Source organism: Nonomuraea sp. NPDC049269, assembly GCF_043197155.1.
Taxonomy (GTDB): domain Bacteria; phylum Actinomycetota; class Actinomycetes; order Streptosporangiales; family Streptosporangiaceae; genus Nonomuraea.
In genome coordinates this window covers 608,234-633,203 of record NZ_JBICSO010000007.1, presented here as the reverse complement: position 1 = coordinate 633,203, position 24,970 = coordinate 608,234, and the positions used below count along the sequence as shown (strand labels likewise).

General features: G+C 67.6%; 27 protein-coding genes. 10 read left to right on the top strand and 17 right to left on the bottom strand.

From position 1 onward, the window contains the following. Positions 1–6 precede the first annotated feature (6 nt). Positions 7–1,329, bottom strand: a complete 1,323-nt coding sequence (locus ACGFNP_RS38505; protein ID WP_358336511.1) for an MFS transporter — start codon at positions 1,327–1,329, stop codon at positions 7–9. A gap of 136 nt (positions 1,330–1,465) precedes the next feature. After that, positions 1,466–1,711: a DUF2630 family protein gene (locus ACGFNP_RS38500; RefSeq protein WP_358336514.1), complete on the bottom strand. Its 246-nt coding sequence runs from the start codon at positions 1,709–1,711 to the stop codon at positions 1,466–1,468. A gap of 38 nt (positions 1,712–1,749) precedes the next feature. Between ACGFNP_RS38500 and ddaH the strand changes: the two genes are divergently transcribed. Further along, entirely contained in the window at positions 1,750–2,493 is a 744-nt protein-coding gene (gene ddaH, locus ACGFNP_RS38495; protein WP_358336516.1) for a dimethylargininase, read from the top strand. Positions 2,494–2,654: 161 nt separating this feature from the next. Further along, positions 2,655–4,361, top strand: coding sequence for a 2-isopropylmalate synthase (gene leuA, locus ACGFNP_RS38490; RefSeq protein ID WP_358336518.1), 1,707 nt, complete (start codon positions 2,655–2,657; stop codon positions 4,359–4,361). A 57-nt stretch (positions 4,362–4,418) separates the two neighbouring features. On the opposite strand, the gene ACGFNP_RS38485 is transcribed toward leuA, so the two are convergent. The 7 genes from ACGFNP_RS38485 to ACGFNP_RS38455 form a co-directional block, all read right to left on the bottom strand. Then, positions 4,419–4,625: a hypothetical protein gene (locus tag ACGFNP_RS38485; RefSeq protein ID WP_358336521.1), complete on the bottom strand. Its 207-nt coding sequence runs from the start codon at positions 4,623–4,625 to the stop codon at positions 4,419–4,421. A gap of 444 nt (positions 4,626–5,069) precedes the next feature. After that, positions 5,070–5,399, bottom strand: a complete 330-nt coding sequence (locus ACGFNP_RS38480; protein WP_393327253.1) for a hypothetical protein — start codon at positions 5,397–5,399, stop codon at positions 5,070–5,072. Positions 5,400–5,656: 257 nt separating this feature from the next. Further along, complete coding sequence (locus tag ACGFNP_RS38475; protein ID WP_393327251.1) at positions 5,657–7,867, bottom strand: hypothetical protein; 2,211 nt, start codon at positions 7,865–7,867, stop codon at positions 5,657–5,659. Continuing rightward, positions 7,864–8,106 carry a hypothetical protein gene (locus tag ACGFNP_RS38470; protein ID WP_393327248.1) on the bottom strand — a complete coding sequence of 81 codons (243 nt, stop codon included), beginning with the start codon at positions 8,104–8,106 and terminating at the stop codon, positions 7,864–7,866. Before ACGFNP_RS38470 ends, ACGFNP_RS38475 begins: the two co-directional genes overlap by 4 nt. A gap of 704 nt (positions 8,107–8,810) precedes the next feature. Beyond that, positions 8,811–9,023: a DUF397 domain-containing protein gene (locus ACGFNP_RS38465; protein WP_393327245.1), complete on the bottom strand. Its 213-nt coding sequence runs from the start codon at positions 9,021–9,023 to the stop codon at positions 8,811–8,813. 284 nt (positions 9,024–9,307) lie between these two features. Next, positions 9,308–9,520 carry a DUF397 domain-containing protein gene (locus ACGFNP_RS38460; RefSeq protein WP_393327243.1) on the bottom strand — a complete coding sequence of 71 codons (213 nt, stop codon included), beginning with the start codon at positions 9,518–9,520 and terminating at the stop codon, positions 9,308–9,310. Further along, complete coding sequence (locus ACGFNP_RS38455) at positions 9,508–10,335, bottom strand: Scr1 family TA system antitoxin-like transcriptional regulator (RefSeq protein ID WP_393327241.1); 828 nt, start codon at positions 10,333–10,335, stop codon at positions 9,508–9,510. Before ACGFNP_RS38455 ends, ACGFNP_RS38460 begins: the two co-directional genes overlap by 13 nt. Before the next feature lie 149 nt (positions 10,336–10,484). On the opposite strand from ACGFNP_RS38455, the gene ACGFNP_RS38450 reads away from it, so the two are divergent. The 4 genes from ACGFNP_RS38450 (at position 10,485) to ACGFNP_RS38435 (ending at position 13,466) form a co-directional block, all read left to right on the top strand. Further along, positions 10,485–10,976 carry an ATP-binding protein gene (locus ACGFNP_RS38450; protein WP_393327238.1) on the top strand — a complete coding sequence of 164 codons (492 nt, stop codon included), beginning with the start codon at positions 10,485–10,487 and terminating at the stop codon, positions 10,974–10,976. A 441-nt stretch (positions 10,977–11,417) separates the two neighbouring features. Then, positions 11,418–12,245 carry a hypothetical protein gene (locus tag ACGFNP_RS38445; protein ID WP_393327236.1) on the top strand — a complete coding sequence of 276 codons (828 nt, stop codon included), beginning with the start codon at positions 11,418–11,420 and terminating at the stop codon, positions 12,243–12,245. Continuing rightward, entirely contained in the window at positions 12,242–12,622 is a 381-nt protein-coding gene (locus ACGFNP_RS38440; RefSeq protein WP_358336552.1) for a GntR family transcriptional regulator, read from the top strand. The genes ACGFNP_RS38445 and ACGFNP_RS38440 overlap by 4 nt, the downstream gene beginning before the upstream one ends. 121 nt (positions 12,623–12,743) lie before the next feature. Further along, the gene (locus tag ACGFNP_RS38435; RefSeq protein ID WP_393327233.1) at positions 12,744–13,466 is read left to right on the top strand and encodes a hypothetical protein; all 723 of its coding nucleotides are present in this window, start codon (positions 12,744–12,746) and stop codon (positions 13,464–13,466) included. A 71-nt stretch (positions 13,467–13,537) separates the two neighbouring features. On the opposite strand, the gene ACGFNP_RS38430 is transcribed toward ACGFNP_RS38435, so the two are convergent. Beyond that, on the bottom strand, positions 13,538–14,398 hold the full coding sequence (locus ACGFNP_RS38430; RefSeq protein WP_393327230.1) for an aminoglycoside phosphotransferase family protein: 861 nt from the start codon (positions 14,396–14,398) through the stop codon (positions 13,538–13,540). A gap of 179 nt (positions 14,399–14,577) precedes the next feature. Between ACGFNP_RS38430 and ACGFNP_RS38425 the strand changes: the two genes are divergently transcribed. Then, positions 14,578–15,456: a LysR family transcriptional regulator gene (locus tag ACGFNP_RS38425; protein WP_393327227.1), complete on the top strand. Its 879-nt coding sequence runs from the start codon at positions 14,578–14,580 to the stop codon at positions 15,454–15,456. Here ACGFNP_RS38425 and ACGFNP_RS38420 read toward each other — a convergent pair. From ACGFNP_RS38420 to ACGFNP_RS38410, 3 genes are all read right to left on the bottom strand, one after another. Continuing rightward, positions 15,453–16,901 (bottom strand): serine/threonine-protein kinase, encoded by a 1,449-nt coding sequence (locus tag ACGFNP_RS38420; RefSeq protein WP_358336564.1) that lies wholly within the window; start codon positions 16,899–16,901, stop codon positions 15,453–15,455. The two genes, ACGFNP_RS38425 and ACGFNP_RS38420, sit on opposite strands and share 4 nt — an antisense overlap. Further along, positions 16,901–18,391: a serine/threonine-protein kinase gene (locus ACGFNP_RS38415; protein ID WP_393327224.1), complete on the bottom strand. Its 1,491-nt coding sequence runs from the start codon at positions 18,389–18,391 to the stop codon at positions 16,901–16,903. Before ACGFNP_RS38415 ends, ACGFNP_RS38420 begins: the two co-directional genes overlap by 1 nt. A gap of 80 nt (positions 18,392–18,471) precedes the next feature. After that, positions 18,472–19,173 (bottom strand): TetR/AcrR family transcriptional regulator, encoded by a 702-nt coding sequence (locus tag ACGFNP_RS38410; protein WP_358336570.1) that lies wholly within the window; start codon positions 19,171–19,173, stop codon positions 18,472–18,474. A gap of 115 nt (positions 19,174–19,288) precedes the next feature. On the opposite strand from ACGFNP_RS38410, the gene ACGFNP_RS38405 reads away from it, so the two are divergent. Genes ACGFNP_RS38405 through ACGFNP_RS38395 form a run of 3 tightly spaced genes read left to right on the top strand, consistent with a single transcriptional unit; the run spans position 19,289 to position 21,440 of the window. Further along, positions 19,289–19,642, top strand: coding sequence for a YrdB family protein (locus ACGFNP_RS38405; RefSeq protein WP_358336573.1), 354 nt, complete (start codon positions 19,289–19,291; stop codon positions 19,640–19,642). A gap of 2 nt (positions 19,643–19,644) precedes the next feature. Next, complete coding sequence (locus ACGFNP_RS38400; protein WP_393327221.1) at positions 19,645–20,556, top strand: NAD-dependent epimerase/dehydratase family protein; 912 nt, start codon at positions 19,645–19,647, stop codon at positions 20,554–20,556. After that, complete coding sequence (locus ACGFNP_RS38395) at positions 20,553–21,440, top strand: Gfo/Idh/MocA family oxidoreductase (RefSeq protein ID WP_358336579.1); 888 nt, start codon at positions 20,553–20,555, stop codon at positions 21,438–21,440. The genes ACGFNP_RS38400 and ACGFNP_RS38395 overlap by 4 nt, the downstream gene beginning before the upstream one ends. A 12-nt stretch (positions 21,441–21,452) precedes the next feature. Here ACGFNP_RS38395 and ACGFNP_RS38390 read toward each other — a convergent pair whose 3' ends face one another. From ACGFNP_RS38390 to ACGFNP_RS38375, 4 genes are read right to left on the bottom strand one after another with little or no spacing between them, the layout of a single operon-like run. Further along, complete coding sequence (locus ACGFNP_RS38390) at positions 21,453–22,268, bottom strand: trypsin-like serine protease (protein WP_358336628.1); 816 nt, start codon at positions 22,266–22,268, stop codon at positions 21,453–21,455. A gap of 54 nt (positions 22,269–22,322) precedes the next feature. Next, positions 22,323–23,000: a hypothetical protein gene (locus ACGFNP_RS38385; RefSeq protein WP_358336582.1), complete on the bottom strand. Its 678-nt coding sequence runs from the start codon at positions 22,998–23,000 to the stop codon at positions 22,323–22,325. Continuing rightward, complete coding sequence (locus ACGFNP_RS38380) at positions 23,000–23,896, bottom strand: carbohydrate ABC transporter permease (RefSeq protein WP_358336585.1); 897 nt, start codon at positions 23,894–23,896, stop codon at positions 23,000–23,002. The genes ACGFNP_RS38385 and ACGFNP_RS38380 overlap by 1 nt, the downstream gene beginning before the upstream one ends. Further along, positions 23,893–24,813 carry a sugar ABC transporter permease gene (locus ACGFNP_RS38375; RefSeq protein WP_358336588.1) on the bottom strand — a complete coding sequence of 307 codons (921 nt, stop codon included), beginning with the start codon at positions 24,811–24,813 and terminating at the stop codon, positions 23,893–23,895. Before ACGFNP_RS38375 ends, ACGFNP_RS38380 begins: the two co-directional genes overlap by 4 nt. Between the last annotated feature and the right edge of the window lie 157 nt (positions 24,814–24,970).

The window sequence follows — 24,970 nt, the reverse complement described above, 5'->3', positions numbered from 1 at the left end:
GCCAGATTAGGCCCGGACGGGGACCGACTCCGCCGCTCCCTCCCGCTCCGAGCGGGTGAGCGCCGCGTCGCGGGTCTCACGCATGGTCAGGTAGACCACAAGCGACACGGCCGCGCAACCGGAGACGTACCAGTAGAAGCCCGACTCGATGCCGGCCGACTTGAACCACAGCGCGACGTACTCCGCCGTGCCGCCGAACAGGGCGTTCGCGATCGCGTACGGCAGCGCCACGCCGAGCGCCCGGATGTGCGTCGGGAACAGCTCCGCCTTGACCACCGCGTTGATCGAGGTGTAGCCGGTGATGATGATCAGGCCGATGAGCGACAGGACGAACGCGCCGGTGAAGCCGGAGACGCTGGACAGCCCGGTCATCAGCGGCACGGTGCCGAGCATCGACCCGATGCCGAACGTGATCAGCAGCGGCCTGCGGCCGATCCGGTCGGAGAGCCCGCCGGCGAGCGGCTGGATGCACATGAAGATGAACAGCGCGGAGAAGCTGACCAGCGACGCGGTCTCCTTCGGCAGGTGCGCCGTGTTGACCAGGTACTTGGTGAGGTAGGTCGTGTAGGTGTAGTACGCGACCGTGCCGCCCATGGTCAGGGCGATGACCAGCATCGCTTCCTTCTTGTGCGCCAGCAGAGCCTTGATGGTGCCGCGCTCGCTCTTGTCGACCTCCTTGCCCTGCTCCTCCTCGTCGTACGCCTCGGTCTCCAGGAGGTTGCGCCGCAGGTAGAACACGACCGCCGCGCCCAGGGCGCCGACGACGAACGGGATGCGCCAGCCGTAGGAGTTGAGCGCCTCCTTGGTCATCGTGTTCTGCAGGATGATCTGCAGGCCCAGGCCGACGAGCTGGCCCGCGGTCATCGAGACGTACTGGAAGCTGGAGGCGAAGCCGCGCTTGCCCGCCGGAGTGGCCTCCGTCAGGTACGTGGCGCTGGCCGCGTACTCACCACCAACGGAGATGCCCTGCAGGAGGCGGGCGATCAGCAGCACCACGGCGCCGAAGTAGCCGACCGACGCGTACGTCGGGGCGATGGCGATCAGCAGGGCGCTCAGCGACATCAGCGTGACCGTCATGGTCAGCGCGGCCTTGCGGCCCTTGGTGTCGGCGTACTTGCCGAGCAGCCAGCCGCCGATCGGGCGCATGAAGAAGCCCACGGCGAAGATGCCCGCGGTGTTGAGCAACTGGGCCGTGCTGTTGCCTTCAGGGAAGAAGGAGGCGGCGAAGTACACGGCGAAACTGCTGTAGACGAACCAGTCGTACCACTCGACCAGATTGCCGACAGAACCGCCGATGACTGCTTTCCACGGCACGCGGGGTTGGCTCACGGTTTTACCTCCTGGGGGGAGTAGGTGCAGGCCAGAGCCTCTCCGCAGAAGGTTGTTCCGACAAGAGGAGACGGGCTAGATCTAACGTTCGCTTAACATCAGGGAAACTCGAGCGTGAGATACGGCCCTTTCCCGGTCACTGCCGGTAGTTCTCCACCTCGCCGGCCGGGCGGGCCTGGGCTCCGTCCGGGTTCTCGCCCGCGTCCCTCCTCGCCCTGCGCTGCCTGAGCAGGTCCCAGCATTGGTCGAGAGCCACCTCCAGCTCCCTGACCCGCGCGTGCTCCTCGTCCGAGCTGACCTCGCCCGCCGACAGCTTGCTCCGCAGCTCGTGCTCTTCGGTGACCAGATCACTGATCCTGGTGAGAATCTCGTTATCCCGCATGTCCAAGACTTTAGTGACTACGTGATAGAACACGCCCTATGCCTGGTATCGCGCTGGTAAGAAAGCCCGGGCCCCGGATCTCCGAGGGCATCGTCACGCACCTGGAGCGCGAGCCGGTCGATCACCAACGGGCCCTGGAGCAGCACGAACGCTACGTCGCCGCGCTGGAGGGGGCCGGCTGGGAGGCGCGTCACGTGGAGCCGGCCGACGACCTGCCCGACGGGCCCTTCGTCGAGGACATGGTCGTGGTCTCCGACCGGCTGGCCGTACTGACCAGGCCGGGGGCCAAGGAGCGGCGGCCCGAGGTGGTCTCCGTGGCGGCCCTCGTACGGGAGCTCGGAATCAAGTCCGTCAGGATCGCGCAGCCGGGCACGCTCGACGGCGGCGACGTCCTCCAGGTCGGCAGGACCGTGTACGTCGGCAGGTCGGGCAGGACCAACGACGAGGGGATCACCCAGCTCAGCGCGTTGCTGCCGGAGCGGCAAGTAGTGCCCGTCAACCTGAACGGCGTGCTGCACCTGAAGTCGGCCGTCACGGCGCTGCCCGACGGCACGCTCATCGGCGACCCCGCCCGCGTGGACCTGCCGGGCCTGCTGGTGCCCGCCGAGGAGTCGGGGGCGCACGTGGTGCTGCTGGGCGGCGACCGCGTGCTGATGGCCGCCTCCGCGCCCCGAACCTGCGCGATGCTCCAGGAACGCGGACTGGACGTGACGCTGGTGGACATCTCGGAATTCGAGAAGCTGGAGGGCTGCGTCACCTGCCTGTCGGTTCTCATCATCTGAGATCAGGGACAGGTAACGGCGAGACCTCTGGTAACGTGCAAGACATGCTGCGTGGCCTCCTTCTTAGCTGCCGCGGCGGGGGCCACTAAGGCCGGCTCCCTCGCCGCGGAGCGAGCCATGCGCGTCGGCCGCTTTCTTTCGACCGACGAGGAGCTCCCGACATGACCGCTCAGCAGCCCAGCCCCATGCCTTTCCAGCGCTATCAGGCGTTCGAGCCGATCCGTCTGACCGATCGCACCTGGCCTGATCAGGTCATCACCGAAGCGCCGCGATGGTGCGCCGTGGACCTGCGCGACGGCAACCAGGCACTGATCGACCCGATGGACGCCCACCGCAAGCTGAAGATGTTCGAGCTGCTGGTGAAGATGGGTTACAAGGAGATCGAGGTAGGCTTCCCGGCCGCCAGCCAGACCGACTTCGACTTCATCCGGCAGATCATCGAAGAGGACCGGATCCCCGGCGACGTGGTGATCCAGGTCCTGACCCAGGCCAGGCCCGAGCTGATCGAGCGCACCTTCGAGTCGATCGAGGGCGCCAAGCAGGCCATCGTGCACCTGTACAACTCCACCTCCACGCTGCAGCGCCGGGTGGTGTTCGGGCAGGACCGCGAGGGCATCACCGCCATCGCCGTCGAGGGCGCCAAGCTGGTCAAGAAGCTCGCCGACGCGACCGACGTGGACGTACGTTTCCAGTACTCTCCCGAGTCCTTCACCGGCACCGAGCTCGACTACGCCGTCGAGGTCTGCGACGCGGTCAACGACGTGTGGCAGCCCACGCCTGACCGCAAGGTCATCGTCAACCTGCCGGCCACGGTCGAGATGGCCACGCCCAACATCTACGCCGACCAGATCGAGTGGATGCACCGCCACCTGAAGTACCGCGACTCGATCGTCCTGTCGCTGCACCCGCACAACGACCGCGGCAGCGCCGTCGCCGCCGCCGAGCTGGGCTACATGGCCGGCGCCGACCGCATCGAGGGCTGCCTGTTCGGCAACGGCGAGCGCACCGGCAACGTCTGCCTGGTCACCCTGGGCATGAACCTGTTCTCCCAGGGCATCGACCCGCAGATCGACTTCGGCGACATCGACGAGGTCCGCCGCATCGTCGAATACTGCAACCAGCTGCCCGTCCACCCGCGCCACCCGTGGGGCGGCGAGCTGGTCTACACCGCCTTCTCCGGATCCCACCAGGACGCCATCAAGAAGGGCTTCGACCACCTGGAGGCCGACGCCGCCGCGGCCGGCGTGCCGGTCGACTCCTTCACGTGGGCCGTCCCCTACCTGCCCATCGACCCCAAGGACATCGGCCGCAGCTACGAGGCGGTCATCCGGGTCAACAGCCAGTCGGGCAAGGGCGGCGTCGCCTACATCATGAAGGCCGACCACCAGCTCGAGCTGCCGCGCCGGCTGCAGATCGAGTTCTCCAAGGTCGTCCAGGCGCGCACCGACGCCGAAGGCGGCGAGATCAGCCCGGCTGCGATGTACGCCATCTTCTCCGACGAATACCTGCCCAACCCGGGCAACCGCTGGGGCCGTCTCAGCCTCATGGCGCACCGCCACGAGTCGGCGGGCGACGACAAGGACCGCATCGGCGCCGACGTACGGCTCGACGGTGAGATCCGGGAGATCGAAGGCGTCGGAAACGGCCCGATCTCGGCCTTCATCGACGCGATCGCCAAGGTGGGCATCCGGGTGCGGGTGCTCGACTACGTGGAGCACGCGATGAGCGCCGGCTCCGACGCCAAGGCGGCCTCGTACCTGGAGTGCGACGTTGACGGGCGGGTGCTGTGGGGGGTGGGCGTCGACGCCAACACCACGACGGCCTCGCTCAAGGCGATCATCTCGGCGGTCAACCGCGCGTCCCGCTGACCCGTCGTTGGGGCTTTTCACGTGAGTCCCCGTACAGATCGGGGACTCACGCCGGTCCTAGGCGCCGTTCTTCTCCAGCAGCCGATCGAGCCTGAGTCCCAGGTCGATCACTGAGCACTGCAGGGAGTCGAATCTGCGCACCATCAGGGACTGAGCGGACGTGAGGTGCTCGTTCGCGTGCCGGCGAAGACCTGCGACCTCGTCGCCGAAGGCTGCGAGGTCCTGGGAGATCCCGGCCTGGATGCCGGCGATTTCGACTCTCACCTGGGCGACGGCGATTGCCGTTGAGAGGATGGCGGCGTGGATGCCTTCCATGCATGAGCAGTCGCAGCTGTGTGTTGGGAGGCTCGCATGTCGGCGCCTGCCCCGGGGGCCGCTGGAGACTGCATTGGCGGGACGCCTTGTCGCTTTGAGGGCTTCCACGCGGAGTTTTACGTCGCTCGTCTCCGCCTCTTCGTTCATGTACCCCGACCTTTGCGTTAGCTGGAACGGATCTCGGCCCTGAGGGCCGGTCCCACTTTGTGTGAGCACATGGTCGCAAGCGGTCAATGGTTTTGGCGGTGGGGGGCCGAGAGGCGGGTGTGGTTTTGTTCGTCTCGGTGTGGCAAAGATCGACCGGGGTTGGATGGTGGGGGCGGGCGAGTGTGCCTTGACGGGACATTTCGGAGCATCTGGCTTGGTGTTGGTGGCGGGGCGGTGGTCGGGTTGCTACGTGCCGGGAGTGCAGTTGTAGAGGTGGCCGTAGCGATTTTGGGCGATGCGCATGAGGTCGGTCATGTCCTGGATCGCGTCCCTGCCTTTGGCGACCTTGGCTAGGAAGATGTCGATCATTCGTGCTTTGCCGCCGCAGAGGAACTTCGCGCTCGTCCGGTACGGCTGGTCAGCCAACGGGCTATTCGTTAGGTAGGCGGTCATGCCGTCACCGAGGTCGGTAGGGAGCTTCACTCCGTCGTGCCGCGTGTAAACGTTACGCCTGTCGTCCATTAGGAGGTCCAAATGCTCCCGACTTGTCTTGCTGTCCGCTTGCAGCCAGTTCACTTGAAGAGGCCAAGGGGTCGTGTCAGGAGCCCAGCACTCACCGCTCTCCTCGCTGCCGGCCGTTTGCCCCACGAGAGACCCGGTTATTCCGCTCACCAAACGAAACCCCTGCTCAGGGACGAGCTTGCATAGGTATGGAGGGACATCCACGATCGGCTGTGGGGCTGGAGCCGGTGTGGAGACGATGTCGTTCCCTGGGGTACATGCTGCCACGAGCAACACGAGAGCGCTCAGAGTGACAGGCAGGGGAGAATCCCTCATCTTCCGCCTCCAGCGGAGGAGGAAGGGATCTGCAGGCCGAGATAGTCGTCTACCTCACTGGTCCTGCGGAAAGTGCCGCCGAAACGATCGAGCAAACTACTGCTTCCACCTTTGTCCCGAACCCAACGAAGGAACTCGCTGTATTCCTGCGCACTCATTTTCGCGAAGGGTTTGATGACCGGCGGTGTGCTGGTAGTAAATATCTGACCCTTTATAGGGAACTCGTCAAACAAACCTTTGTTCAGCATGGCCGTGGCGAGCATCTGCTCCGCCAGTCTCTCCACCGCCAACCGATTGTCCGCCAGAGTCCGGTGCGTCTCGTCCAAGCCCCGCCCGTGTTCGGACATCTGCTGGGCGACCTGATTGGCGATCTCGTAATACCCGGCCCCGGCAAGCTTGTCGTACTCTTTGCCGATCAGCTCGCCGAAAGCTCCCGTGGCCAGCTGACCCACCTGCCTGGCTCCCGGCACCGGGAGCAGCCCCAGCGCGTCGACCACCATGGTCTTCAGCGCCTCGTCCGCCTTCTCCTCGTCCAGCCCCTGGGCGATCAGCACCTGGCGGCGGATCTCCACGATGTGGGTGAAGGGACGTGCCTCCGCCACGGTCCGGTCCGTCAAGAACTGAATAATGTCGGCCTTGTCCACCCGCCCATCCCCGTCGAAGTCGTACTCCTTGACGTCGGACTTCGTGAAACCCAGCCGCTCGGCGTTAGAGGCGTCAAGACCCACCGGAGGCACAGTGTCAAGCGCCGCCCGCATGTGTTCGGTCTGCGCCCTCACCAGCACCTCAAACGCGTCGTCGTCAGCGGTCGCCAGCGCCAGCGCGTAGTCCATGTCCTGCGCCGCGACCTTGCCGAAGGTCGCATGGTTCAGGACCAGCCGCGAGAGCTCGTCGATATTGGCGGCGATCGCGCGGCCCAGGGGATAACGCAGGGGAGCGAGACGATCGAATGTGTCTCTGTTCTTGATCTCCAGATTGCCGCTCTCGCCTTTGCCGAAGGCGCCACGTACATCATCGGCGACGACTTTGATCATCTCCGCAGCCAGCTTCCTGGAGGCCGCATCCTGGCCAGTCGTCGCGGTCACCAGCATGTCTCTGATCTGCTTGTAGTCGCCCAGATACCGGGAAGCGTCCCACCGAGTCGTCAGCAGATAGTCGAGCACAGACTCCTTCCACCCGGCCGGGGTGTGGTCCAGTAGCGACTGGGACGCCTCTCGGCTCGACTTAACCGCGTGAAACAGATCGTCCACCACCGATGATTCGGCCTTCATACCTGGACTACGCACATACGCTTCCGGTCTCAACAGGGTGCCAAGGCCAAACGAGCCGGCCAGATCGAATATGGGGATCTGGCTTCCCGCGAAAGTGCGGCCCAGCAGGTCCTGGCTCGCCGCCCACTGGTCCTTGCGCTGCTCATGCTCATAGACGATCACGTCACGCCCGACGATCTCCATGAACTCCTTCGAGAACGGCGGCTTCCCGTCGTGAGCACGCCAGATAAGCGCCTGAGCCTGGTATCCGGAGTACTTCGTGTCACCGGCCTTGTGCTCAGCCCGACCCTCCTTGGCCAGGTCCTTGGTGAAGCCGGCGCCCATGTACGCGGGATTCTTCGGATCGGTCGCCTTGGCTAGAGCCGTGCTCAGCATGCGCAGGGCCTTCTTGCCTTGGCTGGACAGCTGGGCCACACGATCGGAGTCCTCGTGAGCCCGGGCATCGCGCAACTGCGCGGCGAGCGAGCCGGGCAACTGCGTCATGCCTCGGGCACCCAGCGTGCCCAGGAACGCCTTGACGAACTCCGCGTTCCCAGTCCGCGACGCGTATTTCTCCAGCTCGGCCAGCGCCTTGGCATCCCCGTCCCCAGCGTTCAGCGCAGCGCGACCCGCCAGCGTCCCGTCCAGCAGTCCTTTCGCGGCCTCCAACCTGTCAGGCATCTCCAGGAAACTCCCGGCAGGCGTACTCTTCCCGAAGGTGACCTTCTGCCGCTGCAGCTCGTGGACCAGCTTCTGCCGCCGCCGCAGATCCTCAGCCTGCGTCGTCACCCGTCCGGCCAACTGCCGCAGCCGCGTCGCCGGAGACGTGTCCAGCCCGGCGCTCTGCAACTCACTGTGCAGAGCCTGCGCCAACTCCTCCAGCCGCCTGGCAGCCTCAGTGTGTTTGCTCGCCATCGTGTCGAAGTCAGGCTGCTTGACGCCGGTGAACTCCGTCATGGCTTGTCCTGAAGCGAGGTCAGCTTCTGGTTTGCGCTGTGTACGGCCTCCGTGAGCATGTCCCGCAGCTCGCGCTGATCGGCGTGGACCTGGGCGTCGAACCGGGCACCCGTCGGACCCACCCACGCGTCCTTCTCCATCAGACGACAGGAGGGATCGAGCGCCCACCAGTGCTCGTCCGAAAGCCGCTGGATCCGCTCCGCTACGGCCCGCACCGCCTCGCGATCGAGGTTGGCCAAGATGATCCCCTTGTACGGCTCGCTGCACCAGAACAGATCAGGAGGCGGCGTCCCTCACGTGGTCACACGGTAATCAACATCACATCAACAAACAAGCTTAAACGCAGTGAAAGGCATGGCGCGTTCGAGCTTTGTTCGAATATGGGGTGTTTCGCCTGACTCGGGTATGGCATCGGGCGACCGTGGTCTATGGACCTCTTTCTTCGCGAGAATTAAGCCCGGCGAATGCTCGTTGAACATCAACTGAAATAGTTGGGGTCGGAGCAAGACCAAGTGGTCGGCGCGCACACCATTGCCGATGAGAAGATCATGGTCACCCGAGGCAGGTCGGAGCGGGGAGTGCAGTCGGGCGGGAATGACGAGCTCGAATACCGTCCGGCCTTGCCCATTGCAGTGGTGGAGTCAAGAGGACGTCCATCAACGCCGACGATGGCATCGAGCAGTCCGGCGGCTCGCGGTCGACAAAGCGGGCGAGGTCATGGGGCGAGGAGGGGATCGGATCCTGCTCGTCCTCGCCACTGGTACGGGAAATTCCCTGGTGGTCTACCAGATTGTCGAGCGTGGTGGAACCTCGCGAGGGTTGCTGCTAAACGCTGCATTCAGCGGAAGCTCTAAATTTCTCGCGGCGGATTCCGGTCGTCTTGGAGATCAAGGGAGGGTCTCTCTTGTGCTCTGGGAGCCTTCTCTTGCTGGGGGCTGATTGATTAGCCGAACTCGCCGTTCTTTACGCCGCCGATGAAGGCGTCCCATTCGCTAGGGGTGAAGACCAGCGCTGGCCCCGCTGGGTTCTTACTGTCGCGGACGCCTCGGCGCTTCCCGGAGAGTCTCGCAACCTCAACGCAGTTGCCCCCGTTGCTGCCCGAGTAGGAAGACTTGATCCACGTGGCTGCCCGTAGCTGTTGGCTCAGCTCGTCCATCGTTGCATCGTCTCCTCGATCAAATTCATGGATTCGCGCTGAGAGAGTGCTCCGGTGTAAGCGCCCTCATGCCTTAAGGCTAGGGCTTTGACACTCTCTGTCCAGTCGGTTACCTGGGCGTTGGAAGCGGCTTCGACATGGCTTTGCCCATCGCGGCGGTGGAGGTCAAGCGTATGTCCGTCAACGCCGCTGAGCAGGCCGCACGGCGGATTTCGGTCGTCTTGCGGATCAAGGGAAGACTCCCCGTATGAGTTGGGAGCCTTCCCTTTCTGGGAATACATTGATTAGTCGAACTCGCCGTCCTTCACACCGCCGATGAAGGCGTTCCATTCGCCGGGGGTGAAGATGAGGGGCGGGCTGGTGGGGTTTTTGCTGTCACGGACGCCTCGGTGTCCACGGGAGAGTTCAGCAACCTCAACGCAGTTGCCGCCGTCGGGTCCCGATCGGGTGGACTTGCGCCATGTAGCTGTGTCGAGTTCTCGGATTAGCTCGTCCATCGCTCTAGCGTCTCCTTGATCAGGTCTAGGGATTCGCGTTGGGACAGTGCTTCGGAGCGAATCCCCTCATATCTGTATGTTAGGACGCTGACGTCCTCTGGTCGCTCTGTTACTCGACTCATGACCCCAGCGGATTCGACATACGCTGTGTCGAAGACGCCATGTGCCTGCGCGATGGCGAATCCACCGGCAAGACCGGTCGTGGAGTAAGCCTTGAGCGGAAGCACCTGGATGGTTATCCGGGGAAGCTGGCTATCTTCGAGAAGGCGAGTGAGCTGGGCCGACATCACGGCAGGACTACCGATCGGGCGGTGTAGGACTGCCTCGTCGATCACGATCCACAACAAAGGCGGTTTGGGACGCCTAAGGATGCTTTGGCGCTCCACTCGAGCGATCACGTGTTCCTCGACCTGTTCAGATGACACGCCGACATCGCCGCTCAGGACGGCTCGGGCATAGTCCTCGGTCTGGAGTAGGCCGGGCACGACCAGCGGTTCCCAGGTTCGGATGGACTCCGCTGTTGCCTCCACGTCGAGCCAGGGTCGGAACCATGGGGGAGCCGATGCGTGGCTGACCATTGGCCAAAGCCGCATCAGCGCCCCTTCCGCCTCAAGCGCCTCGTCGCAGTGGCGGGCGAACTCCTCCGTCGGCGACCGCCTGGCTGTCTCGATCATGCTGATTGTGCCGACGGAGTAGGACACCGCTTTCGACAGACGGATCTGGGACCAGCCTCGGACCTTGCGATGCCGTCGCAACTCGAAGCCGAAGAGTGCGGTTGGTGAGTCAGAGGGGCATAGCTCGCTTTCCTTCGGCACCTGACCTCCTGGGGGGATCGCCGCCGTTTCAACAAGGCTTTCATCGAAACGGTTGATGGCGTATCGAAGTCAACTGACTACTTACTGTAGCCAAAGCTTGGGATGGTTGGAAGGCCGATCCAGGCCGACTTCTTCAAGTGGGTGAAGCCATGAAAGCTGCGAGCGCGGAGCCGAAGGTCATCGGTTCGATCCATCTCGTGGGTATTCGCGAGTCCGTCTCGCACGCCCGCTCCGAAGTGCGCAGATGGCTCGGAGACGATCACTCTTCTGTCGACGACGCAGTGCTGGCGGCGTCCGAGTTCGTGACCAACGCGCTCCGGCACTCCGACGCCAGGCCGTACGACTTCATCAGCCTCACCGTCACCGCGACGGAGGAGATGGTCTATGTGGAGGTGCGTGATCCCGGCTCCGCCTTTTCCAGCCCGCACATCCGGCAGGAGCCGGAGGCGGAGGACGGTCGTGGGCTGCTGATCGTCCGTGAGATCTCCCAGGACTGGGGGATACGGGAGCACGGCCGTGGGCTTGGCCGTACCGTCTGGTGCGCCATCCGGGCGGTCCCATCTTCCCCTGACTCGTCCGCTCCCGAACCGGTCTCCGGAACGGCAGGCGGACGCGGCCCCGGCGGAACGCGCAACCAATGAGGGCTAGGCGGCTCCGTTTTCTCGCCGAAGGGGAGTGGCGGAGTCGCCGACGAAACGTCCGGCGAGGATCTCTCCCCCCGTAGCTCCAAGCCGGACCCGGCCCCCGATGAGCGCGCTCATCGGGGGCCCTATGCGGCTGGGCGACCAATGTTGTCGCCCACGCTGGAGAACGTCTGGGACAAGTGCCTCCTGGTCGGCGGCAGGGGTGCACGCGGCGGTGGCTGCAGTTCACGGCCAAGATCGGGCGCGCGCCGAACGCGATCAAGGTGCGATCTGGCGCTCGAGATCATCTGTGGTTCTGCGACTTGGTCAGTGTCGATCCACTGAAGATACGGGCGGATGCGGTGGCCGCAGGCACACCCGCCCCGCCGGCTCTGTTGACTTTGTCGCAAGCTATGACGCAACATATTGATACAAAGGTTGCGACAAAAGGAGGAGGGTATGACGAACAGCTCTACGCCGGGCGCCGGGCCGCGGCAGGCGGACGTTCGAAGCGCGGGCGCCTGGCTGCTGCGACACGGTCTCGGCGACGGTCCACCGACGCCGTTACTGACCGCGCGACTGGCAGTGCGGCGGCGGGCGCGGCTCCTCGGCAGTGTCCTGCTGGCCGCGCTGTATATCGCGGCCGCGCTGGCACAGGCCACTGATCGGCTGGCCACCGCCGCATTCGGCGAACTTTGGCCATACCGGCCGACGCTGGTGCTGGTCCTGAGCACGTTGATCATCGGGCTGGTGCTGGCCCGGACGCTGCTTGACGCTTGGGTGCGGCGTGTCGATCGGCAGGCCGGGGCGGCGCTGGCGCGGCGGGTGGCCCATCCGGTGCAGCTCGGCTGGCGGACCCTCCTCGGATGGAGGTACGCCGTCCTGTTGATCGGCACCTTCGCCGGTGCCTTCGCACTGGGGGTGAGCGCACTGACCCTCGATGAGGGCACCGTGCGGTACGCGGCCGTCGTGCTGCTGGTCGCCGTGGCCGGGGTCGGCCTGGGCGCGGCCCTGCAGCTGCGCGAGCTGCTGGCCCGGCCGGTCGTGGCCGAGGACGAGGTGTCGCTGACGGCCGACGTCATCATGCGCATCGAGGACGCGCGCGACAGCAACGCGCCGTCCGTGTTCCTGGGGCTGCCGGTGGTGTTGCTGCTCGGCTCCGCGCCCGGCTGGTGGAACGCCGCCGCCCTCACCTTCATGGTGCTCGGTCTGGCCGCCGTCATCGCCGTCCAGGCCAGGACGCCGTCGTGCGCGGCCACGGCGCGGCACGTGGTCGGCGTCGGATGATCGTCATCGACGCGGGCTCGCCGGTGCCGCCGTTCGAGCAGTTGCGGGCCCAGCTCGCCCGGCAGATCCACGACCGTACGCTGGCCGTGGGCTCCAGGCTGCCGACCATCCGCCGGCTCGCGGCCGACCTCGGTCTGGCCGTCAACACGGTCGGCCGGGCTTACCGGGAGCTTGAGGAGGCCGGGCTGATCGAGACTCGGGGGCGGGCCGGGTCGTTCGTGTCAGCGGCCGGCGAGCAGGCCCGCGAACGAGCCCGCCAGGCCGCCGCCGACTATGCGGCCGTCGTGGCGAGCGTCGGCATCGATGAGAGCGAGGCACTCACCATCGTCGAGGCGGCCCTGAGATCCGGCGACGCGGCGGCCCCCGCCTCACTCTGACGCGGCTGTCTAGTTTCGCGACCTGCGGTTGCCCACTTGATCAAGTGCGTCCATGATCGGGACAATCCCGATGAGAGTTCAACGATGAAAACGGTGAAAACGCTGAAGAGGAGACATCTGGATGGCTGCTTCACGAGCCACCCTCACACGCGACGACCTGAAGCTTAAAGTCGCCGTCCAGCGTGGGCGGGTCGGCGGCATGGATTTCCGGGTGATCCGACCGGCTGGCCCGTTGAAGAACGGGGCGCTCTACAAGGCCCAGGATTGCTATGAGATGTATGCGGACCGGACAGACGGCCGACGCATTGGCACTCTGATGCTGCTCGCGGCGCGATCCCCGCGATCCCTGATCTATCTGCCGATGCGCACCACCCCGACCGCTCCCGGAGACGGGGTCGGCTGGGGCGAGGAGAAGCGGATCGACCTCGTGCTGGTCCATCGCGCGGTGCAGTTCCGGCCCTCCAGGTGGAAGCAACTGCGGGAGCGCCTCAATTGGGGGAACTCTCTCCGAGAGCTGCACACCGCGCGTGTCCCGGCAAGAGACCTGTCGGCCGACCTCGGTCTCAAGACCTCAGCGCGACGCGATCCGAAGCGCGGCAACCTGCTTCACCAGGCCTTCTACGCCGAGACCCTGTTCCTGACGGGTGGCACGACGGCGTTCCGGGAGGCGGCACAGGAGATCTTCGCCATTTCCAAGGACGGGCCACCCCACGCCGCGACGGAGTATTACGTTCCCGGCGCCTGCAATTACCACGTCTGCCGCTGCCTATACGACTTGCCGGATCTGGAGGAGCACGACTGGGACCAGTTCCATGTGGAGTTCTGCCCACGATGGGCGAGATGACCAGGCGAAGGTCGCCCCGGGCAGCCCTCTCATCGGCAGACACGCCGTACGAGGGCTGCACACGCCTGCCTCTAGGTGAGACGCACCTGGTCGAGGACGTGCTCGCCGATGGCCGCCATGCTGGGGTTGTCGGCCGAGTGAGCGGCCAGGGCAGTGCCTATGACGAGGGCCCAGCCCCGCGCTCGCTCCCAGGTCACCTCGTCGACGTCCGCGCGTGATCGGAAGACCTCGCGGGCGTTCTCGTCGAACACCAGCCACGCGGCGGCCAGGTCGGTGGCGGGATCACCGCTGGTGAGGTCGCCGAAGTCCAGGACGGCCGCCAAGCCTTCCCCGTTGAGCAGCAGGTTCCCTGGGTGCGGGTCGCCGTGGAGCCAGAGCGCGGGGCCGTGCCAGGACGGGAGGGCGGCCAGCTTCTCCCAGAGGGGGAGGAGATTGGCTGATCGGGGGATGGATCGCAGGCGGTGCCGTACCGCTTCGTCGCGGGCGGCGAGCGGGACGCCGCGGACAGGGTTGTGCGGCGCGTCAGGTGGTGCGGGGCGGTGGAGGGCGGTCATGAAGTCGGCCAGTGGGACGGCGATGCCGGAGCGCTCGGACGGCGGCACGTCGGTGACCGTACGGCCGTCGAACCAGGGCGCGATCGTCCACGGCCACGGGTAGCCCTCGCCGGGCACGCCGACCCTGACGGGTACGGGCAGCGCGACCTCGACGTGCTCGGCCAAGACCGGCAGCCAGCGTTGCTCGTTGACGATGAGGTCGACGGCGACCTGGCGGCGCGGCAGGCGTACGGACAGGTCCGTGCCCAGGCGATAGATGACGTTGTCCCAGCCGTTGGCGACGAGGGTCAGCGGGCCCGCCAGGTCCGGGTGCTGCGTGCGGATCAGGCGGTCGACGAGGTCGTCGTCGATGTCGGCTTCCGCCGCGGGGGTGGTCATGCCGCAACGGTAGTGCTGCCTGTTCAGCGCCGCTGGCACCGACCGGATCGGCGATGGCGAAGCCGGTTCCGTCGGCCGAACCCGTTCCCCTGAACAACTGAACAACGGCGACACCGTTGACCGGTAGATTCACGGTCAGGAGGGGTGATGGAACTACGGGACATCGAGATTTTCTGACCTTGGCCGAATTACTGCACTTCGGCCGGACCGCCGAGCGGCTTCGCATCACCCCTTCCCGGGTCAGCCAGGCGATCAAGAAGCAGGAACGCCGCATCGGCGCGCCGCTGTTCGACCGCACGTCCAGGACAGTGCGGCTCACCCCGTTGGGCGAACAGCTGCAGCGTGATCTCAGTGCCGGATACCGGCAGATCACCGCCGGGATCGAGGCCGCGGCCGAGGCCGTCCACGGCCCGTCGGGGACGCTGACGCTGGGCACGATGGGCCCGCACACCCAGATCATCAGCGGCGCCCTCGAGCTGTTCCAGACCCGTTATCCGGGCGCCCGCCTCCAGCATCGCGAGATCCAGCCGCCCGCTCCGCTGGACCTGCTGCGATCAGCGGAGGTCGACGTGGCGGTGCTGTGGATGCCGGTCCGTGAGCCTGACCTGATCGTCGGCCCGGTGACGCACACCTCACCGGTGCTGCTGATGGTCGCCGCCACCCATCCCTACGCCACGCGCGACTCGATCTGTCTGGAAGATCTCGGCGACCACTGCGCCCAGGTGTCGCCCCGGTCGATTCCGGCGTCCATGGAGGCGGCCATCGTCCCGCACCGCACCCCGGCGGGCCGCCCCATCCCTCGTGGGGCCAAGGTCTCCACCTGGCAGGAGGTGCTCAGCGCCGTATCTTCCGGCCAAGCCGTCGCCGGGGTCGTCGCCGAGATGGCCCGCTTCTACCCCTGGCCCAGCCTGGCTTTCGTGCCCATCCGTGATGCCCCGCCCTCGGAGTGGGTCCTCGCCTGGCGGGCCGCCGCGGAGACTCCGCTCATCCGCGCCTTCGCCCAGACCGTCGCGGATCACGGGCCGGTGGTGTTGACCGGGGACAACGAACGTACCTAGGAGCACACCGTGAACGACACTCCTTTGCTGGCCTTCGAGGGTGTCAGCAGGTGGAAGACGATCGTGTGCCGGCCCGGATCGAAGGCGCCGAAGGGGTTGCGCCGGTTCTTGGTCGTGCCGGTCACCCAGTCCGTCTTCCATCCCTCGTCCTGGCCGTCCACGACCCAGCGGTAGCCGTACTCCACCTGCTTGCCCGATGGGCCCGTGAGCAGGGCGACGGGGAAGAGGCTGGGCGAATAGCAGTTGTTCCCGGTCTGCTGCCCCTCCAGGGTCAACGACGCCAGGCGCACGGTCCCCGCGGACGCGGTCGTGGTCCGGGCTTTTGACGGGGCGGTCGTGGGTTCGGGCGTGGACTGCCTGCGGGAGAACGTGGGCTTCGGGCCGCTGGTCCTGGTGGCGCGGGTCTTCGTGGGCCGCGTGCTGGGTGTCTTGCCGGTGTCCTGCTTCTTGGCCGGTGCGGCGGGTGTCCTGGTGGGGCCTTGTTCGGTGGCCGGCGCAGTAGGCGCGGCCGTCGGCGCCGGGTCGGGCAGCAAGATGATCGCCCCGGTGACCAGGGCGGCGGACACCGCCAGCGCCCCGGCGCCCGCCAGCAGCGCCTTCCAGCGCGGGCGGCTCACGGCATGAGTCGCCATACCGCCTCGAGGGCCCGTCAGGTCGCCTGGCATACCGGTGGGCGGGGCGCCGATGAGCCGGAGCAGGACGTCCTGCATGGCGGGCCGGGCGGCCGGGTCCTTGGCCAGGCAGGACAGCACGATCGGGTGCAGCGGGCCGGGCAGGTCGCCCAGGTACGGCTCGTCGTGGAGGATGCGGCGGATCACCGCGGGCAGCGAGTCGTTGCCGAACGGCGGACTTCCCGTCGCGGCGAACACGATCACCGACGCCCACGCGAAGACGTCCACCGCGGGACCGAGCGGGGCGCCCGCGATCTGCTCCGGCGCCATGTAGGCGGGTGTGCCGACGATGCTGCTCGTCACTGTCAGCGAATGGCCGGACGCGCGGGCGATGCCGAAGTCGATGACCCGCGGCCCATCCCTCCCCAGCAGCACGTTGGCGGGTTTGAAGTCGCGATGCACCACCCCGGCCCGGTGGATCGCCGCCAGCGCGGTCGCGGTCGCCACCGCGAGCCGCTGCAGGTCGGCGCCGAAGTGGCGGCCGGCCTGGTGGAGGGTGGGTCCCTCGACGTATTCGGTCACGATGTACGGCCGGCCGCCCAGCGAGGCGTCGAGCACCTGAGCGATGCAGAACGGCTCCACCCGGCGCGCCGCGTCGATCTCCTTGGCGAAGCGGTGATCGTCGGCCAGCCCGTCCGCCAGCAGCTTGACCGCCACCGGCCGTCCGTCGGGCCCCTGGCCCAGGTAGACCACCCCTTGGCCGCCCGCGCCCAGCCGCCCGAGCAGCCGGTAAGGGCCCACACCCGGGGGATCTTCTGGCAGGAGAGGGTTCATCAATCGCTCGGGCAGATGGTGAACGAGAAGGGCTTCGACACCGACTGGGGGGAGGTGAGGCGGAGGGTGACCCGGTGAGGGCCGTCCGTCTGTACGAGCGGGCCGAAGACCGTCTGGGTGTGGCTCTCGGCGATGACGCTCTGAGAGCGCGACACCACCTTCCCGTCCAGGATCCATTCGTAGCGGAAGTCGGTGGCCAGCTTGGTCCCCTCGACCAGGCCGGAGATGTTGCCGTGGTTGAACACGCAGTCCGGGGAGTCGGCGTGCCGGGGGCCGATGACGCGCACCCACACGATCCGGAAGGTACCGCTGCCCGATGCGGGTTTCGACGACGCGGTCGTGGGTTTGGGAGTTGTCCGCGTCGGTTTCACGGTCGGCGTCGACTTCACGGTCGGTTTCACGGTCGGTTTCACAGTTGGCTTCACGGTCGGCTTCACGGTCGGCTTCTTCGTGGTCGCCGGGTTCTTGGTCTTCGGGCGCTGAGCCGTTTTCGTCTTCGTCGGGGTGGGCGTCCCGGTAGTGGCGATCGCCAGTGGCTGTGTACTCGGCTGCGGTCCCCAGACACTCCAGGCGCTCGTGGCGCCCCAGGCGACGGCGCCCGCGACCGCCAGCGCCCCCACGCCGGAGGCACTCGCGATGACCGCCGTCCGGTTCCCCCGCCGCCGCCCGGGAACCGTGGACGGAGCGTGGCCACCGTCCGGAAGCATGGGAGACTGTCCGCCCAGGAGCTGCAGCAACACGTCCCGCATGGCCGGCCGGCGCGCCGGATCCTTGGCCAGGCACCCCAGCACGATCGCGCGTAACGGTTGCGGCAGGTCGCCGAGTTGCGGCTCGTTGTGCAGGATCCGATTGATCACCGCGGGCAGTGAGTCCTCGCCGAACGGGGGCACCCCGGTGGCGGCGAACACGATCACCGACGCCCACGCGAAGACGTCCACCGCGGGACCGAGTGAGGCGCCCGCGAGCTGCTCCGGCGCCATGTACGCGGGCGTCCCCACGATGCCGCTGGTAGCCGTCATCCCCGATTCGACGGACCGGGCGATCCCGAAGTCGATCACCCGGGGTCCGCCCTGTCCGAGCAGCACGTTGGCGGGCTTGAAGTCGCGATGAACGATGCCCGCCTGATGAATGGCCGCCAGCGCGGTCGCGGTCGCCACCGCGAGCCGCTGCAGGTCGGCGCCGACGTGGCGGCCGGCCTGCTGGAGCGAGGGGCCTTCGACGTACTCGGTCACGATGTACGGCCGGGCGCCCAGTGAGGCGTCGAGCACCTGGGCGATGCAGAACGGCTCCACCCGGCGCGCCGCGTCGATCTCCTTGGCGAAGCGCTCGTCGGCGAGCCCTTCGCGCAGCACTTTGACCGCGACCTGCCTGCCGTCGGGCCCCTGGCCCAGGTAGACCACCCCTTGGCCGCCCGCGCCCAGCCGCCCGAACAGCCGGTAGGGCCCCACGGCAGTGGGATCGCCTTCCCGGAGGGGTTCGACGTGCGACATGGGGCTCCTGTGCCAAAGCTAGGGGATCTTCGGCACCATAGCGGGAAATGTCAGATTTTGTGAGCCAGTCGGGTAAGTGTTCACGCGGGGCGGAGGCCCAGGAGCGCGCCCAGGGTGCCCATCGACTGCTCGAAGCCGCCGCGTCTGTCCTCGATCGTGTTCTCGAACTGGCCGAACACCTCGAAGTTGACCCAGCCGTACAGGCCGGTCCACGCGGTGAGGCCGCGGAAGATCAGGTCATCGGGCACCCCGGGCATGATCTGGCGCAGGTTGTCGGCGTCGCCCGACAGCGCGGCGGGAACGGGCGGGGCGAGGTCGGGCGGGGTCAGCGCGCCCGCCTCGTACGCCTGCGAGACGATCCGGCCGAACACCGTCACATCGCGCAGTCGAGCCTCGATCGTCTCCTCCGGCGCCTGGTAGCCGGGCACCGGCGAGCCGTACAGCAGTGTGTACTCGTGCGGATGGGCCAGCGCCCAGTCGCGTACGGCATGGCAGACGGCCAGCCAGCGCCCCGCGAAGCCGGCGGGCGCGCCGGCCGCGTCGGCGGCCTCCACCGCCGCGCCGAGCGCGTTGTAGCCGTCGATGATCAGCGCGGTCAGCAGGTCATCCCGGCTGGGGAAATAGCGGTAGATGGCCGATGACACCATGCCCATCTCGCGGGCCACGGCGCGCAGGGAGAGACCGCCCGCGCCCTCGATGGCCAGCTGACGGCGGGCGATGTCGGTGATCTCCCGGGTGAGCTCGGCCCTGACGCGTTCTCTCGCGGTACGGCTAGCTGTCATGTCACCGACCATATCAGAGCACTGCGAAGAAACGAGAGCACCGCTCTTGACGAATGCGGACTCTTTGAGAGAGCATTGCTCTTGTAAGAGAACGGCAGTCACACGGAGGTTCGACATGCTGGCCATCGCCAAAGGCGCCAACGCGGCCCTGATGTTCTTCCTGGAGCTCGGGGTCCTCGCCTCCGTAGGCTATTGGGGCTTCACGGTGAGCCCGAACTGGGCGATCAAGCTGCTCGCCGGGCTCGGCGGGCCCGCCTTGTTCATCGCCGCGTGGGCCCTGTTCGGTGCGGGTGGCGGCGCCAACGCCACCTTCCCGTTGACCGGCCTGGCCAGGGCCGCCCTGGAGATCCTCTGGTTCGGTGGCGGCGCCCTGGCGCTCTACGCCGCGGGCCTGGTCACACCGGCTGCCGTCTTCGCGGCGCTCTTCATCATCAACGCGGTTCTCCGCATCATCTGGAAGCAGGTCTGATCATGGGTAAGCACGTCGTCGTGGGTTCCGGTCAGGTTGGCACGCATCTGGCCACCAAGCTGCTGGCACAGGGGCACCAGGTCATCGTGGTGACCCGCTCGGGCAGCGGCCCCGCCGGGGCCGAGAAGGTGGCGGCCGACGTCGCCGACAAGGCGCGGCTGACCGAGGTCGCCAAGGGCGCCGACGCTCTCTACAACTGCGTCAACCCGAAGTATCACCGCTGGCTGACCGACTGGCCGCCGATGGCCGCGTCGTTCCTCGCCGCCGCCGAGGCCACGGGTGCGCCGCTGGTCATCCTGGGCAACCTCTACCCCTACGGCCCGGTCACGGGCCCGATGACCGAGGACCTGCCGCTCGCCTCGACCAGCCCGAAGGCTCAGGTGCGGGCGAAGATCTGGAACGACGCGCTGGCCGCGCACAAGGCGGGCCGGATCAGGGCGACCGAGGTGCGCGGCTCCGACTACTTCGGCCCCGGCGCCACCGACCAGTCCTACCTGGGTGACCGGTTCCTGGTGCCGTTCCGGGCCGGCAAGACCATCCAGATCCCCTGGCCCGCCGACATTCCGCACAGCTGGACGTACCTGCCCGACGTGGCCGACGCACTGATCGTCGCGGGCACCGACGAGCGGGCCTGGGGGCGGCCGTGGCACGTGCCCACCACCGACCCGCTGACCTTCCGCCAGATCGGCGAGCGGATGGCGGCCATCGCGGGGCGCCCGGTGCCCAAGCTGGCCACGCTGCCGTGGCCGGCGATCCAGGCGGCGGGCCTGTTCTCGCCGATGCTCAGGGAGCTGAAGCACATCCGCTACCAGTTCGTCGCACCGTACGAGATGGACTCGTCGGCCTTCCAGCGGACGTTCGGTGTCGCGCCCACCCCGATCGACGAGGCGCTCGCGGCTACGCTCAAGGCGTGAAGATAGCCATGATCGGCCTGGGCGACATCGCGGAGAAGGCCTACCTGCCGGTGCTCGCCGCCCAGCCGGGCCTCGACCTGCACCTCTGTACCCGCAACAGCAAGACCCTGGACCGGCTCGGCGACACCTACCGGATCGCCGACCGGTCCACCTCCGTGGATGACGTGATCAAGAGCGGGGTCGAGGCCGCGTTCGTGCACGCCGCCACCGGGGCCCACCGCGAGCTCGTCGAGCCGCTGCTCGACGCCGGGGTGCACGTCTACGTGGACAAGCCGATCGCCGACAACCTGGCCGACTGCGAGGCTCTCGTACGACTGGCCAAGGCGGAGCGGCGGTCACTGATGGTCGGCTTCAACCGCCGCTACGCCCCCGGATACGCCGGGCTGCTCGACCTTCCCCGGCATCTCGTGCTGATGGCGAAGAACCGCGAAAATTACCCTGACGTCCCGCGCCGGGCGATATTTGATGACTTCATTCATGTGGTCGACACGCTGCGGTTCCTCGCCCCCGGTGAGGTGACCGGGACCCGGATCAGGACCCGCGTCCGGGACGGTCTGATCGAGCACATCGTGCTGGAGCTGTCCGGTGACGGCTTCACCGCCATCGGACTCATGAACCGGGTCAGCGGCGCCACCGAGGAGACCTGCGAGGTCATGGGCGACGGCGTCAAGCGCCGGGTGGTCAACCTGGGCGACGTGGTCGACTACGTGGGCGGCGAGACGCTCACCCGGCGGCCCGACTGGGTGCCGGTCGGGCGGCAGCGCGGCATCGAGCGGATCTGCCTGGAGTTCCTCGCCGCGGTCCGCGACGGCCGGACGATCAGCGCGGACGACGCCCTGATCAGCCACGCCATCTGCGAGGACATCGTCGCGAACGCCTCCTGACCACGGGACGGCTCACGAGCGTTGCCGGCGGCGCATCCAGGAGTCGGCGGTGGTCAGCAGGCGGCCGAACGACCGCCGGCCGAGCCGGGCCAGCACCGTGAACCCGCCCGTGTCACTCATCGGGCTGGAGGACGACACCACGCCGGCCACCTCGTTCCCGTACACGGCCGGTCCGCCGCTGCCGCCGGCCGGCGCGTGGCAGTTCCGCGTCACCAGCACCCCCGGCCCCTGGGCGGTGGCCTCTTCGGCGTCCCCCACACAGTGGTACATCCGCGTGCCGGGATAGCGCCGCCCAGCAGGGTAGCCGAGCAGGTCGAGCCCGCGCAGCGGCGTACCCCTGCGGGTGGCCAGCGGACGCAGCCCGCGCCCGGTCGTGGCCTCCAGCGTGGCCCCACGCCGCCGCACCCCGACCAGCCCGACGTCGTACGGCAGCATGTCCGCCGAGTACGGCCGCCCCTGCCACTGTTCGGGCACCCAGGTCCGCCGGGCGGGCCAGACTCCGAGCGGCGGCCGGCCCTGGTCGAACCCCGGCAGGAAGGCCACCTGCGGCAGCGGCCGCCCGTCGTGGTAGAGGCAGTGCGCGGCCGTCAGCACCAGACTGCGGCTGCGCGACCTGATCACCGCGCCCCCGCACAGCACGGTCGTCCTGCTGACCGGATCATGCCCGAGCAGCACCCCGGTGAGCCGCTGCGCGCCGGTGTAGGGACGGGCGACCGGCGCGTACCCCAGGCGGTCGCCGTCCGGTGTCAGCACCCTGCGCGGGGCCACCGATCGCTGGGGGACCTCCGCGAGGCCGGTCGGGTCGAGCAGGGTCAACGACAGCACCATCCTGAGCACCCGTACACTCTAAGCCGCCGGTGATCACTGCCCTGACCTGCGACATCAAGGTTTACCGAAGGCCGGGGCGACGATGAACCTGATCGTGGACCACACGACGTACAACAGGGGTGAGCACAGCATCAGGACACCGATCACCGGCTTGACCAGGATGACTGCCACGGCCAGGACGAGCACGGCGAGGCTGGTGGCGGCCAGGTACCACCGCCGCGCCACCAGGTAGAGGCTGGGCCGCACGAGGTCTCGCAGCCGCGGCGGCTCGGGCCGCGGCTCGGCCAGCAGCACGAGCGAGGCCACGACCACGGCCACCACCAGCGCCGCCGCCGTGGCGAAGAACGGCACGAACGCCGGTCCCCAGGCGGTGCGCGCGACCACGACGGCGTCCAGGGCCAGCACGCTCACGGCCACGGCACCGGCCGCCCAGAGGGCGAGCGCGCGGGCGCCGCCGCGGCGGTAGCCGGCCCAGAACGTACGGAAGACGGCGGTCGAGCCATCGCCCAGCGCGGCGAAGCAGCCGAACACCCCGGTCAGAGCGGGCGCGCACAGCGACGACAGCGCGACGAAGAACGGCCACGACGCCAGCGGGTCCCGGACGACCGCGAGCGCGACCAGGAGCGGCACGCAGGCGACGGCGAGCAGGACGTTCGTCATGAGGCCGACGTACACGGTGCCGAAGACCTTCTCGTATGTCGCCTGCTCGGCCGGGCGGAACAGGTTCCGCATCACTTCAGCCCGCTCGTCGCGATGCCCCGGATGAAGTAGCGCTGCCCCAGCAGGAAGATGACCAGGATCGGCAGCACCGACAGCACCGCGCCGGTCATCATCATCGCGTACTCGGCGTCGTACTGCCCGACGAACGAGCGCAGGCCGAGCTGCACGGTCCACAGCTCGTTGCTCGTCAGGTAGATGAACGGCCCCATGTAGTCGTTCCACGTGTTGACGAAGGTGAGCAGGGCCAGGCTGGCCAGCGCCGGTTTGGACAGCGGCAGGATGATCCGCCAGTAGATGCCGTACTCACTCAGCCCGTCGATCCGGGCCGCCTCGCACAGGTCGTCCGGGATGGACATGTAGTACTGGCGCATGAGGAAGACGCCGAACGCGCCGAACGCCTGCAGCAGGATGATCGCCCAATAGGTGTTCGTCAGGTCGGCTTTCTGCATCATGATGTACTGCGGCACCATGTACGCCTGCCAGGGCACGGCGATGGTGGCGATGTAGGCGAGGAACAACGCGTCCCGGCCAGGAAAGCGCACCTTGGCGAACCCGTAGGCCGCGAAGCTCCCGGTGAGCAGTTGCAGCAGCGTGATCGTCACGGACAGGAACGCCGAGTTGCCCAGGTAGGTGAGCAGCGGGATGCGTTCCCAGATCTCCACGAAGTTCGACCAGCGCAGTTCCCGGGGGATCCACTGGATGGGCACCGTGAAGACCTCGTTGTCGCGCTTCAGCGCGGACGACACCATCCAGGCGAACGGCACGAGCACCAGCACGGCGAGCACGGTGAGCGTGAGATAGGTCAGCGCCCGGCGGAGCGGGCTCCCTCCCGAACGGTCCCCGTCCTCGGCGGCCGCCGGCGGGCGCCGCTGGGCGGCGGCCGGGGGAGCATCGTGCAGTGCGGTCATCGGGCGCTCCTCCGCTCGTTGATACGGAACTGGACGACGGTGACGGTCAGCACGATGACGAACAGCACCAGGGCGATCGCCGACGAGTAGCCGAACTTGCCCTCGGTGATGCCTTCCCGGTAGATGAGCTGGCTCAGCACCAGCGTGCTGCGGCCCGGGCCGCCGTCGGTCATGACCACGATGAGGTCGAGGACCTTGAAGCTCTGGATCGTCAGCATGACGAGGACGAAGAACGTCGTGGGCCGCAGGCACGGCAGAGTGATGCCCCAGAACCGCTGCCAGGCGTTGGCGCCGTCCACCCGCGCGGCCTCGTAGTACTCCTTGGGGATCGTCTGCAGCCCGGCGAGGTAGAGCACCATGTAGTAGCCCATGTCCCGCCACACGCTGGTGACGATCACGGCCGGCATCGCCCAGTCCGTGCTGGCCACCCACCTGGGCGGGTGCGCCACGCCGAGCGCTTCGAGGAGCTGGTTGATCGGTCCAGCCGTCGGGTTGAAGAGCATGTTCCACACGATGGCCACGGCGACCAGCGAGGTGATGTAGGGGAAGAACGCCGCGGTGCGGAAGAACGCCACCCCGCGCAGCTTCCGGTTGAGCGCGATGGCCAGGCCGAGCGCGGCGACCAGCGTCAGCGGGATGTGGCCGAGCGCGTAGTAGAGGGTGTTACGCAGGGCGACGTGGAAGTTCTCGTCGGAGAACAGCCGCTGGAAGTTCTTCAGCCCCACCCATTCCGGCGTGCTGTAGGAGTCCCAGTCCAGGAACGCCAGGGCGAACGCCGCGACCATCGGAATGAGCGTGAACAGGGCGAAGCCGACGAAGTTCGGGAGGATGAAGCTCCACCCGATGAGAATGTCGCGCCAGGCCCGTCGCCGGTGCGGCGGGGCGGTGGGCGCCGGTCGTGTTGCAACGTGAGCCATGGCCGTCCTTCGGATCCTGCGCGGTACGCCGTGGGGGGGGGGGGGGGGGGGGCCCCCCGGGGGGGGGGGGGGGGGGGGCCGGGGGGGGGGGGGGGGGGGGGCGGGACCCGGGTAAAAGGCGTGGCCCCCCGCCGGCGCGCGGGCCAGGGCGCCACGT

Excerpts from the sequence above, each read along its gene's own strand:
- ACGFNP_RS38475 (WP_393327251.1), bottom strand. The coding sequence starts at position 7,867 with ATGACGGAGTTCACCGGCGTCAAGCAGCCTGACTTCGACACGATGGCG.
- ACGFNP_RS38375 (WP_358336588.1), bottom strand. The coding sequence starts at position 24,813 with ATGGCTCACGTTGCAACACGACCGGCGCCCACCGCCCCGCCGCACCGG.
- leuA (WP_358336518.1), top strand. The coding sequence starts at position 2,655 with ATGACCGCTCAGCAGCCCAGCCCCATGCCTTTCCAGCGCTATCAGGCG.
- ACGFNP_RS38445 (WP_393327236.1), top strand. The coding sequence starts at position 11,418 with ATGACGAACAGCTCTACGCCGGGCGCCGGGCCGCGGCAGGCGGACGTT.
- ACGFNP_RS38390 (WP_358336628.1), bottom strand. The coding sequence starts at position 22,268 with ATGGTGCTGTCGTTGACCCTGCTCGACCCGACCGGCCTCGCGGAGGTC.
- ACGFNP_RS38400 (WP_393327221.1), top strand. The coding sequence starts at position 19,645 with ATGGGTAAGCACGTCGTCGTGGGTTCCGGTCAGGTTGGCACGCATCTG.
- ACGFNP_RS38460 (WP_393327243.1), bottom strand. The coding sequence starts at position 9,520 with ATGGACGAGCTAATCCGAGAACTCGACACAGCTACATGGCGCAAGTCC.
- ACGFNP_RS38500 (WP_358336514.1), bottom strand. The coding sequence starts at position 1,711 with ATGCGGGATAACGAGATTCTCACCAGGATCAGTGATCTGGTCACCGAA.
- ACGFNP_RS38380 (WP_358336585.1), bottom strand. The coding sequence starts at position 23,896 with ATGACCGCACTGCACGATGCTCCCCCGGCCGCCGCCCAGCGGCGCCCG.
- ACGFNP_RS38465 (WP_393327245.1), bottom strand. The coding sequence starts at position 9,023 with ATGGACGAGCTGAGCCAACAGCTACGGGCAGCCACGTGGATCAAGTCT.
- ddaH (WP_358336516.1), top strand. The coding sequence starts at position 1,750 with ATGCCTGGTATCGCGCTGGTAAGAAAGCCCGGGCCCCGGATCTCCGAG.
- ACGFNP_RS38430 (WP_393327230.1), bottom strand. The coding sequence starts at position 14,398 with ATGACCACCCCCGCGGCGGAAGCCGACATCGACGACGACCTCGTCGAC.
- ACGFNP_RS38450 (WP_393327238.1), top strand. The coding sequence starts at position 10,485 with ATGAAAGCTGCGAGCGCGGAGCCGAAGGTCATCGGTTCGATCCATCTC.
- ACGFNP_RS38405 (WP_358336573.1), top strand. The coding sequence starts at position 19,289 with ATGCTGGCCATCGCCAAAGGCGCCAACGCGGCCCTGATGTTCTTCCTG.
- ACGFNP_RS38385 (WP_358336582.1), bottom strand. The coding sequence starts at position 23,000 with ATGCGGAACCTGTTCCGCCCGGCCGAGCAGGCGACATACGAGAAGGTC.
- ACGFNP_RS38435 (WP_393327233.1), top strand. The coding sequence starts at position 12,744 with ATGGCTGCTTCACGAGCCACCCTCACACGCGACGACCTGAAGCTTAAA.
- ACGFNP_RS38410 (WP_358336570.1), bottom strand. The coding sequence starts at position 19,173 with ATGACAGCTAGCCGTACCGCGAGAGAACGCGTCAGGGCCGAGCTCACC.
- ACGFNP_RS38440 (WP_358336552.1), top strand. The coding sequence starts at position 12,242 with ATGATCGTCATCGACGCGGGCTCGCCGGTGCCGCCGTTCGAGCAGTTG.
- ACGFNP_RS38420 (WP_358336564.1), bottom strand. The coding sequence starts at position 16,901 with ATGAACCCTCTCCTGCCAGAAGATCCCCCGGGTGTGGGCCCTTACCGG.
- ACGFNP_RS38415 (WP_393327224.1), bottom strand. The coding sequence starts at position 18,391 with ATGTCGCACGTCGAACCCCTCCGGGAAGGCGATCCCACTGCCGTGGGG.